The sequence below is a fragment of the Streptomyces sp. NPDC029526 genome (assembly GCF_040637405.1).
In the GTDB taxonomy this organism is placed as follows: Bacteria; Actinomycetota; Actinomycetes; order Streptomycetales; family Streptomycetaceae; genus Streptomyces.
In genome coordinates this window covers 133,989-145,146 of record NZ_JBEZWE010000015.1, presented here as the reverse complement: position 1 = coordinate 145,146, position 11,158 = coordinate 133,989, and the positions used below count along the sequence as shown (strand labels likewise).

Here is an 11,158-nt window from a genome sequence, read left to right as displayed (position 1 = left end):
GGCCGCCCGCGCGTGCCCCCCCCCGCCCCCCCCGCGGGTCGGGACGTGTCGCCGCTGCGGGGCTGCTGTCGGCTCCGGGCAGGTCCCGGGCCGCCTCCCCTCGCCCCCGAGGGGAGGCGGCCTCCGTCACGTCATCCGGGCGACTCCTCCGGCACGGGGTGGTCGGGGTTCGGCGAACCCGTGTGCGGCGCGCCCCGGCGCCCCGTTCCGGCCTCGTCCGTGTCGGGGACGTCGTCGTCGGCGCCGGTGCCGGTGCCGGTGCCGGAAGCGGTGTCCGCTTCCGTGTCGGCTCCGGTTCCCTCGGCCGGGGCGTCGTCGTCGGCTCCGGCGGCCGCCTCCGATCCCGAGTCGTCCGCGCTGTGCGTGCGGGCGTTCTCCTCCCCCGCTTCGCGCTCACTGCCGGTGCGCTCGTCGTCGGCGGCCTGCTGGGCCGCGCCGGGGGCGACCTCCCAGGGGTCCTCGCCCGCCCCTGCCTGCTGGTCGGGCAGGTCGCGCGGGACGCCCACGCCGTTCTCACCCGGCCCTTCGAGACGGTGGTCGCTCACCGGACTCTCCCTCCGTACGGGGTCGGTTCGTGGACGCCCGTACACGTACGGGCGTGCGGCGAGTACCACCGCCGCGACCTGCGAAACCTCGGCGCGGGGCCCGCCCCCGCACGGTCCCGCCGGGGTGCGGCCGGACCCGGCCGGGGCAGCGGAAAACCGTTCGCTCCCCGTCCCGGCCGCTCCCTACGCTGGCGCGGGACCTGGGACGTTCAGGCCCCGTGATCACGGAGAAGGACCCATGAGACCGCTCACCGAGCAGGACATCCGCAGCTCGTTCATCAACTGTTCCAAGGGCGAGGCCAAGCGCCTGACGGTCCCCCGGGACCTGGCCGACCGGCCCTGGGCGGACCTCGACTTCCTCGGGTGGCGGGACCCGGGGGCGCCCGACCGCGCCCATCTGGTCGCCGAGCGCGACGGCCGGCCGGTCGGGGTCGCCCTGCGCTTCCAGCCCGCGCGGCGCGGGTTCCTGCACCGCAGCATGTGCTCGCTGTGCCTGACCACCCATCCGCGCGGCGGGGTCTCCCTGATGACCGCCCGCAAGGCCGGCGCGGCCGGCCGGGAGGGCAACGCGGTCGGCGCGTACATGTGCACCGATCTGGCCTGCTCGCTGTATCTGCGCGGGCTGCGGGTGCCGGAGTCCGGGGGCCGGTTCGAGGAGAGCCTGACCCTGGAGGAACAGATCGCCCGTACCACGGGACACCTGTTCGCCTTCCTGGACCAGCTGCGCGCCTGACCCGTCCGCCGCGCTCCGCTCCCCCGCCCGGCTGCCCTCACCGGCCGGAACGTTCGAGGCGGGTGGGGAGGGGGAACCGTCCGAGGATGCGAGAGGTACGTGAGATGGCGGCGCCGGCCGTGCAGTTCGTCAAGCGGCGCCGGGACCCGGTGGCCGTGCAGACGTTGCGTTCGACCGCCGCCGCGACCGTCGCCTACGTCATCGCCGTGCGGCTCAGTCCGGAGGCCGCGCCCCTGACCGCGCCGCTGACCGCGCTGCTGGTGGTGCAGGTGACCCTGTTCTCCACCCTCACCACGGGCGTGCGCCGGGTCAACGCCGTCGTGGCCGGCGTGGTCGTGGCGATCCTGTTCAGCCTGCTGGTCGGTCTGACCTGGTGGAGTCTCGGCCTGCTGATCCTGGCGTCGCTGCTGGTGGGGCACCTGGTGCGGGTCGACGAGTTCGTGCCCGAGGTCGCGATCAGCGCGATGCTGGTGCTCGGGGTGACACACCACGGCGACACGGCCTGGGCGCGGATCGTGGAGACCCTGATCGGCGCGGTCGTCGGCATGGCCTTCAACCTGCTGCTCGCGCCACCCGTGTGGGTGGAGGAGGCCGGGGGGTCCGTCGAGGACCTGGCGCGGCGGGTGCGGCAGCTGATGCTGCGCATGGGCGAGGAGGCCGCCGGCCGGACGCCGGTGGACCGGGCGGTGGCCCGGCTGCACGAGGCGCGCCGCCTGGACCACGACATCGTCGAGGTGGACGCGGCGCTGCGGCAGGCCGAGGACAGCCTCAAGCTCAACCCCAGGGTCCGTGAGGGCCTGCTGCACCGGGTGGTGCTGCGCACCGGTCTGGACACGCTGGAGATCTGCACGGTGGTGCTCCGGGTGCTGGCGCGGACCCTGACCGACCTCGCCAAGGAACGCGAGACGGAACCGCTGTTCGACCCGGAGACCGGCGCGACGCTTGCGCAGCTGCTGTCCGAGATCGCCGACGCCGTGGTCAGCTTCGCGGTGCTGGTGACCACCAGCGTGACTTCCAGCGCCGAGTCCGCGGAGGAACGTCTCGCCGCCGAGCTGCGGCAGGCCGCCGCGACCCGGGACAAGCTGGCCGAGCTGCTGCTGGACGGGGTGCAGCGCGACCCCCGCCAGTGGCAGCTGCACGGGGCGGTGCTGACCGAGGTGAACCGCATCCTGGACGAGATGGACACCGAGCACCGGACGCGCCGGCTGTTCGAGGAGCTGGACCGGCACTCCCGCGAGCGGCGCGAGCGGGCCCCGCGCCTCACCCGGCTGTGGGACCGGCTGTGGGGGAACCGCGGGGGCGGTGGCCGTCGTTCTTCCTGAGGAGACCGGCACGGGCGGGCGCCCGGGCCGAGGGGCGACGAAGGGGGCGTGCGGATGACCGACGGCACCGTGCGGATCGACGGGAACACCTTGCGGCTGCCGGGCGGCGTGGTGGTGCGGTTCATCCGCACGCTGCGCCTGCCGGAGACGGGCACGCATCCGCTGCCGCCCGGGCTGGGCGAGTTCCCGGTGCGGCGGGTCGAGGACCACGCGGACACCGTGCCGCGGGAGTGGCTGTCCCGGGGCGGGGTGATGCTGCCGGTGTACCTGCGGGAGGCCATGTGGCTGAGCTTCGCCGGGACGAGCGAACCGGCCGCGTTGCAGGTCGGCGTGGGCAAGGTGTGCGCCGTCTCCGGCCGCCCGTGGAGCGGCCGGCTGGCACGCGACCCGCAGAACTACGTCGTGCTGCCCCGCCAGCCGTGGCTGGACGGCATCAACTCGGGCAAGGGCACGGTCCGCCAGTTCGTGGCGGTGCCGCTGGGACTGGGAGCCACCGTGGAGGGCCAGGTCACCGGCGAGGAGGTGTGGGGCGGCGTCCAGTTGCAGTCCTTCCCGCTGAACGACGGGGAGCTGGCCCGCTACCGGGAGGCGGAGCGGCGGCGTTCGTCGGCCGGGTACGGCTACGGGATGATGGCCGCGGCTCCCGCTCCGGGGGCCGTGGGAGCACCGATGGCGGCGCCCGGCGCGGCCCCGGGGGGCGTGCGGCGGCGCGCCGCGACCATGGGGCTGGGCGTCGGCGGCTCGATGCGCCAGGAGGTGTACCGGGACGAGCGGCGCCTGGCGGACTGGGCCGAGCGGCCCTCGGGGCGGGTGTTCGTGCACCTGGTGACGCCTCCGGAGTGGCGCCGCATCACCGGTGAGACGCCGCCGCCGTCCCCGGTGGACCGGGCCGCCTACACCAGGGCCGGGCTGCCCTGGTTCGACTACTACGACGAGGACGCCCGGGACCTCGACCCGGCCGACGCCCTGGAGGGGGTGAAGCCGGTCGGTGACTGGATCGGGGACGACCACGAGCCCTGGCACCCGCCCGCTCCCCACCAGGTGAAGCCGCTGGGGGACACTCCGGGGGCACCGGTGCGGGACGGGGACTGGTAGCAGGGACCGCGACCGGCGAACGGACCCGTGGCGGTCTGGCACCGTGGCGGACGGGACCGTGGCGGGCGGACGGGGCGGCGGACGGCGGAGGGCGGAGGGAGCGGCGGTTCGTGACCGGGGCGCCGGGACGGATGGCAGGGGCCCAGGCGCTCGGTCGGCCGCGCCGGTCCCGTCTCCCTCTCCTCCCCCTCACCCTCCCCCTGGTCCGGGTCCGCGTCAGCCCTCGCGGTCGGTGCGCTGCCGTTGGAGCGGCCGGGGGCACGAGGCCGCGGCGGCCTGGCTGAGCAGGACGTGCACCCGTTCGGTGAGTTGGGCGACGTCGTCGGCCGGCGCGTGGAAGGGCAGGCGTACGTCCCCGTCGGAGCGCACCCGCTCGATGCGCAGCGTCAGCCCGTGCCGGTCGAGGGCGAGCGGCTGGACCCGGACGGCGCCGTGCAGGCTCGCCGGGTCGACCAGCCGGGTCAGCCGTTCGACGGCGTCCGGGTGGCAGTCGGCGAGGTGGGTGAGCAGCCTCGGCTCGGCGGTGGCCAGCGGGTCCGGCGCGGCCTCGGCGAACTCGGCCGGGTCGACGAGCACGGTGCCGGAGAGCTGCCGCAGGACGATCCGGGTGGGTTCGAGGGTGAGCCGGTCGTCCTCGGTGGAGAGGCGGCCCGCGAGCCACAGCCGGGCGCGGATCCGGCCCCGGACCGGGACGGGCGCCGCGTCGGCGAACTCCAGGACCGCGGACGGTTCCCCCCGGGGCGCACACACGGCGGCGGCCGCCAGGACGCTGTCCGCCGGCGCCTCCAGCAGCAGCCGCCCGTCGTCGGTCACGCTGTGCGCGCCGACCAGCTCCTCCCGGGCGGCCTCCGCGGTCACCGTGCAGGACCACGCGGCGGCGAGCACCGAGCGGGCCCGCTGGGCCGCGCCGGGAGCGGCCGTCCAGCCGTGCGTGTCGTCACCCATCCTCGAACCTCCTCTTAGGTAAGCCTTGCCTAACCTACCCAAGATCGAGGTGAGCGCCAACCACCGGGGCCGGTTCTTCCGCCAGGACCACCGGAGGCCCGTTCTTCCGGGAAGCGGTCAGGGCGTCAGCACCCCGAGCAGGGCACGGGCGCACAACTGCTGCACCTGTTCCCGGCCCAGTTCCGCACCGCGCAGCCACTCCAGGCACACCGCCGTGGTGAAGGCCAGCCAGCCGCGTACGGCCAGCCGCGTCTCGGGGCGCCGCCGGAGCATCGGCCCGAACTCCGGGTCCGCGGCGAGCGCGGCGAGGATCTGCCGCTCCTGCGCGGCCAGGGCCCGCCGGTAGACCCGGCGCACCGCCTGGTCCCCGGCCGCGTCCGCGCGGTGGAAGGCGCGGTAGCCGTGCGCGTGCTCCTGGACGTACTCGAGGTAGGTGCCGAGGCCGGCGGCGAGTTGCTCGCGGACGGGGACCCCGGGGACCGCCGCCGTCATGCGCAGCATCCGTTCGCTCTCGCGTTCCACGACCGCGGCGAAGAAGTCCCGCTTGGTCGGGAAGTAGTGGTAGAGCAGGCCCCGCGAGACACCGGCGATCTCCGCGACCTGCTCGATCCACACCTCGTCGTACGGACGGTCGGAGAACAGCCGCGCGCCGACCGCCAGCAACTGCTCCCGGCGCTCCGTGGTGGAGAGCCGTCGGCGGGTGCGCCCACCCTCGTTCGCGGCCATCCCCGCACTCTACTTGACGCCCGTTCAGCGACCGGACCAGACTGAACCGGCCTATTGAACTCGCGTACAACACGATCCACGGACGCTCGCCCGGTCGAAGGAGATCGCGTCATGGCGGAGACGACTGAGGGGGCCCGGCCGCTGCCGAAGGGGTTCCGCAGCGCCGAGCACGGCTGGCCCGGACTGCACCGCATCCCCCATCCGCCGTACCGCCTCCCCCTGGTCGGCGACGTCGTCGGCGCGAGCCGCCGCACCCCGTTGCAGGACACCCTGCGCTACGCCCACCGCCTCGGTCCGATCTTCCGGCGCAACGCCTTCGGCAAGGAGTTCGTGTTCACCTGGGGGGCCCGGCTGGTGGCCGACCTGGCGGACGAGACGCGGTTCGCCAAGCACGTCGGGCTGGGCGTGGCCAACCTGCGGCCGGTGGCGGGCGACGGTCTGTTCACCGCCTACAACCACGAACCCAACTGGCAGCTCGCCCACGACGTGCTCGCCCCGGGCTTCCACCGGGAGGCGATGGCCGGCTACCACCCGATGATGATCGACGTGGCGGAACGCCTCATCGACCACTGGGACCGCGCGGCGGCCGGTGGCCGGACGGTGGACGTGCCCGGCGACATGACGAAGCTGACGTTGGAGACCATCGCCCGGACCGGCTTCGGGCACGACTTCGGGTCCTTCGAGCGGCCCCGTCCCCACCCGTTCGTCACCTCGATGGTCGGCACCCTCACCCACGCCCAGCGGCTCAACAGCGTGCCCGGGCCGCTGGTGCCCCTGCTGCTGCGCCGGGCGGGTCGCCGCAACGCGGCCGACATCGCCCGGCTGAACCGGATCGTCGACGAGGTGGTCCGCACACGGCGGGCGGAGGGCGGGGGCGACGGCGACCTGCTCGACCGGATGCTGGACACCGCGCACCCGGACACCGGCGAGCGCCTGTCGGCCGAGAACGTGCGCCGCCAGGTGATCACCTTCCTCGTCGCCGGCCACGAGACGACCTCCGGCGCGCTGTCCTTCGCCCTGCACCACCTCGCCCGGCACCCGGAGGTCGCGGCCCGCGCCCGTGCCGAGGTGGACACGGTCTGGGGCGGGACCGGGGTCCCCGGGTACGCACAGGTGGCCCGCCTGCGCTACGTCCGCCGGGTCCTGGACGAGTCGCTGCGCCTGTGGCCGACGGCGCCCGCCTACGCCCGGGAGGCGGTGGCGGACACCGTGCTGGCCGGGGAACACCCGATGCGGCGGGGCGCCTGGACACTGGTGCTCACGCCGATGCTGCACCGGGACCCCGAGGTGTGGGGCGCGGACGCCGACCGGTTCGACCCGGACCGCTTCGAGCCCCGGGCGGTGCGCTCCCGGGCCCCGCACGCCTACAAGCCGTTCGGGACGGGGGCGCGCGCCTGCATCGGGCGGCAGTTCGCGCTCCACGAGGCGACGCTGGTCCTCGGCCTGCTGTTGCGCCGCTACACGCTGCACCCCGATCCGGACTACCGGCTGAAGGTCACCGAGCGGCTCACCCTGATGCCGGACGGCCTGCGGCTGCGCCCGGAGCGGCGGACGGCACCCGCCGTGCCCCGGGCCCGGGACGGAGCCGGCGCCCCGTCAGACGCCGGCTGTCCAGTGCGCGGGGCGGGTGACTGAGCCCGGCAGCTTCGTTCCCGCACTCCCCCGGGCCGCCCGCACCTGCGGCTGGGTCAGGAAGAGCGCGCCGGTCAGGTCGGCGTCGGTGAGGTCGGCGTCGCGCAGGTCGGCACCGATCAGGTCGGCCCCCCGCAGGTCCGCGCCGGTGAGGTCGGCGGCGATCAGCAGGGCCCCGCGCAGGCTGACGCCCCGCAGGTCGGCGCCCTTCAGGCGGGCGCCCACCAGATCCGCGCCCCTGCGGTCCCTGCGGCGTCCGCGCACGCCCTTCCGGGCCAGTTCGCTGGCCCGCAGCAGCAGGACGTCGACCTCCCGGCGGTGGGCGCCGACATCGAGGGCGGCGAGGTCCTCGGGGGTGCCCAGGGTGAGACGTTCGATCTCCGCCCGCGCCCGGCGCAGCGCTTCGTGCACCGGGCGGGCCGCGGGCAGGGCCAGGGCCTCGGTCAGGTACCACAGCAGTTCGTGCAGCCGGCGGACGACGGGGAACACGTCGAACATCCGGCGGGCCCGCTCCGGCGGACCGGCGCGCCAGTCCTCGCCGCCGAAGGTGACCAGGGAGACCTTCTGGCCCGCGCCGAAGCAGTCGTAGACCGTGCAGCCGGGGAACCCCTCCTGGCGGAGCCGGTCATGGATGCCGCAGCGGTGGTCGGTGCGCAGGTGGCCGCAGGGCGTCCCGGCCGCCTTGTCCACGGCGAAGTCGGCCGAGGCGGTGAACGGCAGGGCCACGCAGCACAACCCGAAGCACCGGGCGCAGTCCCCGCGCAGTTCCGGCACGTCGGCCGCCTGTTCTCGCATGACCCCCAGCATACGGAGGAGGGAGAAGGCGGCGGCCGGGCGCCGGCCCTTGGCTCACCCCGCTCGTTCCGGCAGCGCGAGCCGGGCCGTGCGGTCCGGGTCGGCCAGGATGTACAGGCCGGTGACACGGCCGTCGGCGACGGTGACGGACAGGACCGAACGGATCGTTCCGTCGTCGTCCACGCTGACCAGGCCGAGCCCGTCGTTGACCCGGACCGTCCGGGCCGCCGCGTTGAAGCGGGCGAACAGCAGCGCCGACTCGGCCACCGCCTTCGCGCCCCGCAGGACCTTCGACCCGGCCGCGCCCCGGACCAGGGCACCCGCGTCGGCCCGCAGCACCACGTCCGGGTGGAGCACGGCGAGCAGGGCCTCGAAGTCGCCGTCGCGCGAGGCGGCCACGAAGGCGTCGAGCGCCTGCCGCTGCCGTCCGGGGTCCGGGTCGGCGGCCGGTCGGGCCCGCGCGACCCGGCGGCGGGCCCGGGAGGCGAGCTGCCGGGTGGCGGCGGCGTTGCGCCCCACGACGGGGGCGATGGCGTCGAGGGGCACGGCGAACAGGTCGTGCAGGACGAACACCAGCCGCTCGTCGGGCGCCAGCCGGTCCAGGACCACGAGCAGGGCCACGCCGACCGCGTCGGCGTTCAGTGCCGCCGCCTCCGGGTCCTCGGGACCGGCCAGGGGCCGCAGCACCGGGTCGGGCACGAACGTCTCCTCCATGGACCGCTCCCGGCGCGCGGCGCGTGAGCGCAGCAGGTCCAGGCAGATGCGCCCGGTCACGGTGGTCAGCCAGCCGCCGAGGTGGGTGATGGAGTCCGGCCGGTCCGTGCGGGCCAGCCGGAGCCAGGTCTCCTGGACGGCGTCCTCCGCCTCGGCGAGGGAGCCGAGCATCCGGTAGGCGACCGCGCGGAGATGTCCGCGGTGTTCCTCGAAGCGGCGGGCCAGCACGTCCGGGCCGTCGTCCGCCGATGTCACAGCTGTCACCCTTGCCACCCCTGTCATCTCTGGCGCCTCTGGCACCTCTCGCACCTCTGGCACCTCTGTAGCGCTGTCACCGGTGTCACCGCGTCACCGCCGTCACCGCCGTCACCGGCGTCACCGGGGGAAGAGTTCGAAGGCGACCGCGGGACGGCCGCCGAACCGTTTGCCGGTCTCCTCGGCGAAGGACAGCAGGAAACCGCGCACGTACGTCTCCGGGTCGTCGTCGGTCAGCGCCTCGAGGTAGGCCCGGTGTTCCAGCAGGGAGGCCACCGCGCGTTCCATCCCGTCGGTGGCGTCCACCGCGTGCGTCGGCGTGCCCGACCCGGCGACGGCGACGGCGACCCAGCGGACCCCGTCCCAGGGTTCGAGGCCCTGCTCGGCCAGCTCGGGGAAGATCCACCGGTTGCCCGCGTCCCCGGCCGCGTCCAGCACGGCGCGTCCGACGGCCACGTGGTCGGGGGTGTTCCAGTGGTTGCCGCCCCAGGTGTCCCGGTGGTTGAGGGTGACGACCAGCTCGGGCCGGTGGCGGCGGACGGCGGCCGCGATGTCCCGGCGCAGCGCCGGGCCGTACTCGATGGTGCCGTCCCGGTGGTCCAGGAACTCCACCTCCGACACGCCCACCACCCGGGCACTTGCCCGCTGCTCGCGCTCCCGCAGCGGGCCGCAGCGCTCCGGGTCGAGCGTGTCGATGCCCGCCTCGCCCCGGGTGGCGAGCACGTAGGTCACCTCGCGGCCGGCGTCGGTCCAGGCGGCGACGGCCGCCGCGCAGCCGTACTCCAGGTCGTCCGGGTGGGCGACCACGGCGAGGGCACGCTGCCAGTCGTCGGGCATGGGCTGCAGTTGACGGGTCGTCGGCTCTGTCATGCTCCGCAGACTAGGGGGTGTCGTCCTGTCCGTCTGCCGTGCGACGCCGTGCACGCGCTCTCGCCGCACCGGGGCCACGAGGGCAGGCCTTCCGGCCGCTCAGACGTCGTCGCGGGCCAGCGCGAGCAGCCGGTCCAGCACGCGCGGCCCGCCCGCGCGGACGCCGTCGTGCTCGAACTCGTCGGTGACCCAGGTGCGCAGACCGCGCACGGCGCGTGCGGTGGCGAGCGAGTGGGCGGTGTCGACGTACAGGTCGTCGTGGTAGACGGCCGCGGCGACGGGGACCTCGTTGGCGGCGAGCCGGGCCGGGTCGTACAGGGGCGTCCAACCGGTGCGTGCGGCGAGGAGTTCGGCGGTCTCGCGCAGCGGGCGCAGGGCCGGGTCGCAGTCGAACATCCAGGGGTGCACGGTCTCCCCGGTGAACAGCAGCGGCTCGTCGCCGGCGAGCGTCTTGGCCGCGTCGAACCGCGGGAACTCGGCCCGTACCCGCTCCGCCGACCAGGCCGTGGGCCGGTCGTCCTGGGCGTAGATCGACTCGTGGATCAGCGCGTAGAGGGGGTGCGCGGCATAGGACAGCAGGCCCTGGACCTGCTCCTGGAAGGCGTCGGAGAGGGCGGGGCCGGCGGGCGTGCGGACGAAGGCGTGCTCGAGCAGGTAGTGCAGGCGGTGGCTGCCGTCGCCGCTGCCCAGGAGGACGCCGAGGGTCTGGAACGCCTCGACGGTGAGGCGGTAGCCGGACGGCAGGACCACGTCGTGGGTGAGGAGGTGGTCGGCGATGCGCCGGGCCCGTTCGACGTCCTGGGGGTAGCGGGCGTAGTGGGCGGCGACCTTGCGCTCCACGCGGGGGTAGGCCGCCCGGTACACGTCGTCGGCGTGGGCGTCGAGGGAGGGCAGCCCACCGGTGATCAGTGCGGCATCGAGGCCCTCCGGCGCGGTGGAGAGGTAGGCGACGGTGCAGAAGCCGCCGAAGCTCTGCCCGAGGACGGTCCACGGGGCGCCGCCGGTGACCCGCGGCCGGATCGCCTCGCAGTCGCGGACGATGGCGTCGGCGCGGAAGCGGGCGAGGTAGTCGGCCTGCTCGGCGGGGCCGCCGCGCAGCGGGAGCGTCTGCCGGTTGGCGGGGGTGGAGTGGCCGGTGCCGCGCTGGTCGAGAAGCAGGACGCGGTAGTCCTGCAGGGCCCGGCCCAGCCACGCCTGCCGGCCGATGAAACGGTTCGCCCCGAAGCCGGGGCCGCCCTGGAGGTACAGCAGCCACGGCAGGTCCCGGCCCACCCGGTCACGGGCGACGACCTCCCGCGCGTACAGCTCGATCGTCTCCCCGGCGGGGTCGTCGTGGTCGAGGGGCACGGTGAAGCGGTGGTCGGTGAGGACGACACCGGGCTGACGGTAGGTGACGGTCAACGTTGCTCCAGGGACGGACGAATGAGCGGGCCGCGCCCCAGTCCAGCACATGTTCCTGCGGCCAACGAGCCCGGATCATGACATTCTTCCGGCCGCCAGGCCGACGGGGCCTGGTGGCCGTCGCG

11 protein-coding genes are annotated in these 11,158 nt (G+C 75.1%); 4 read left to right on the top strand and 7 right to left on the bottom strand.

What is annotated here, in order from left to right; translation table 11 throughout:
• Positions 1 to 131: 131 nt before the first annotated feature.
• Complete coding sequence (locus tag AB0F01_RS25490; RefSeq protein ID WP_362100095.1) at positions 132 to 545, bottom strand: hypothetical protein; 414 nt, start codon at positions 543 to 545, stop codon at positions 132 to 134.
• 238 nt (positions 546 to 783) lie between these two features.
• On the opposite strand from AB0F01_RS25490, the gene AB0F01_RS25485 reads away from it, so the two are divergent.
• The 3 genes from AB0F01_RS25485 to AB0F01_RS25475 all read left to right on the top strand — a co-directional run bounded on the left by AB0F01_RS25485 (position 784) and on the right by AB0F01_RS25475 (position 3,695).
• Complete coding sequence (locus AB0F01_RS25485; protein ID WP_362100093.1) at positions 784 to 1,278, top strand: FBP domain-containing protein; 495 nt, start codon at positions 784 to 786, stop codon at positions 1,276 to 1,278.
• Between the two features lie 86 nt (positions 1,279 to 1,364).
• Positions 1,365 to 2,600 carry an aromatic acid exporter family protein gene (locus AB0F01_RS25480; protein ID WP_362100090.1) on the top strand — a complete coding sequence of 412 codons (1,236 nt, stop codon included), beginning with the start codon at positions 1,365 to 1,367 and terminating at the stop codon, positions 2,598 to 2,600.
• 54 nt (positions 2,601 to 2,654) lie between these two features.
• A complete protein-coding gene (locus AB0F01_RS25475) occupies positions 2,655 to 3,695 on the top strand; it encodes a hypothetical protein (protein WP_362100088.1) in 1,041 nt (346 codons plus the stop codon).
• A gap of 216 nt (positions 3,696 to 3,911) precedes the next feature.
• Here the strand turns inward: AB0F01_RS25475 and AB0F01_RS25470 are convergent, their stop codons facing one another.
• Both AB0F01_RS25470 and AB0F01_RS25465 read right to left on the bottom strand, forming a co-directional pair.
• Positions 3,912 to 4,640: a DUF2470 domain-containing protein gene (locus tag AB0F01_RS25470; protein ID WP_362100086.1), complete on the bottom strand. Its 729-nt coding sequence runs from the start codon at positions 4,638 to 4,640 to the stop codon at positions 3,912 to 3,914.
• A 117-nt stretch (positions 4,641 to 4,757) separates the two neighbouring features.
• Positions 4,758 to 5,366: a helix-turn-helix domain-containing protein gene (locus AB0F01_RS25465; RefSeq protein WP_362100083.1), complete on the bottom strand. Its 609-nt coding sequence runs from the start codon at positions 5,364 to 5,366 to the stop codon at positions 4,758 to 4,760.
• A 111-nt stretch (positions 5,367 to 5,477) separates the two neighbouring features.
• Here AB0F01_RS25465 and AB0F01_RS25460 point away from each other — a divergent pair, with 111 nt between their 5' ends.
• Positions 5,478 to 7,001: a cytochrome P450 gene (locus tag AB0F01_RS25460; protein ID WP_362100080.1), complete on the top strand. Its 1,524-nt coding sequence runs from the start codon at positions 5,478 to 5,480 to the stop codon at positions 6,999 to 7,001.
• On the opposite strand, the gene AB0F01_RS25455 is transcribed toward AB0F01_RS25460, so the two are convergent.
• The 4 genes from AB0F01_RS25455 to AB0F01_RS25440 form a co-directional block, all read right to left on the bottom strand.
• Positions 6,963 to 7,793: a pentapeptide repeat-containing protein gene (locus tag AB0F01_RS25455; RefSeq protein ID WP_362100077.1), complete on the bottom strand. Its 831-nt coding sequence runs from the start codon at positions 7,791 to 7,793 to the stop codon at positions 6,963 to 6,965. The two genes, AB0F01_RS25460 and AB0F01_RS25455, sit on opposite strands and share 39 nt — an antisense overlap.
• Before the next feature lie 54 nt (positions 7,794 to 7,847).
• Complete coding sequence (locus AB0F01_RS25450) at positions 7,848 to 8,762, bottom strand: sigma-70 family RNA polymerase sigma factor (RefSeq protein WP_362100110.1); 915 nt, start codon at positions 8,760 to 8,762, stop codon at positions 7,848 to 7,850.
• Between the two features lie 120 nt (positions 8,763 to 8,882).
• Positions 8,883 to 9,632, bottom strand: a complete 750-nt coding sequence (locus tag AB0F01_RS25445; RefSeq protein WP_362100074.1) for a PIG-L deacetylase family protein — start codon at positions 9,630 to 9,632, stop codon at positions 8,883 to 8,885.
• Positions 9,633 to 9,731: 99 nt separating this feature from the next.
• Entirely contained in the window at positions 9,732 to 11,033 is a 1,302-nt protein-coding gene (locus AB0F01_RS25440) for an alpha/beta fold hydrolase (RefSeq protein WP_362100071.1), read from the bottom strand.
• Between the last annotated feature and the right edge of the window lie 125 nt (positions 11,034 to 11,158).

Bases quoted from the DNA above. Each gene is read 5' to 3' on its own strand.
- AB0F01_RS25485 (WP_362100093.1), top strand. From the start codon at position 784: ATGAGACCGCTCACCGAGCAGGACATCCGCAGCTCGTTCATCAACTGT.
- AB0F01_RS25480 (WP_362100090.1), top strand. From the start codon at position 1,365: ATGCGAGAGGTACGTGAGATGGCGGCGCCGGCCGTGCAGTTCGTCAAG.
- AB0F01_RS25475 (WP_362100088.1), top strand. From the start codon at position 2,655: ATGACCGACGGCACCGTGCGGATCGACGGGAACACCTTGCGGCTGCCG.
- AB0F01_RS25470 (WP_362100086.1), bottom strand. From the start codon at position 4,640: ATGGGTGACGACACGCACGGCTGGACGGCCGCTCCCGGCGCGGCCCAG.
- AB0F01_RS25465 (WP_362100083.1), bottom strand. From the start codon at position 5,366: ATGGCCGCGAACGAGGGTGGGCGCACCCGCCGACGGCTCTCCACCACG.
- AB0F01_RS25460 (WP_362100080.1), top strand. From the start codon at position 5,478: ATGGCGGAGACGACTGAGGGGGCCCGGCCGCTGCCGAAGGGGTTCCGC.
- AB0F01_RS25455 (WP_362100077.1), bottom strand. From the start codon at position 7,793: ATGCGAGAACAGGCGGCCGACGTGCCGGAACTGCGCGGGGACTGCGCC.
- AB0F01_RS25445 (WP_362100074.1), bottom strand. From the start codon at position 9,632: ATGACAGAGCCGACGACCCGTCAACTGCAGCCCATGCCCGACGACTGG.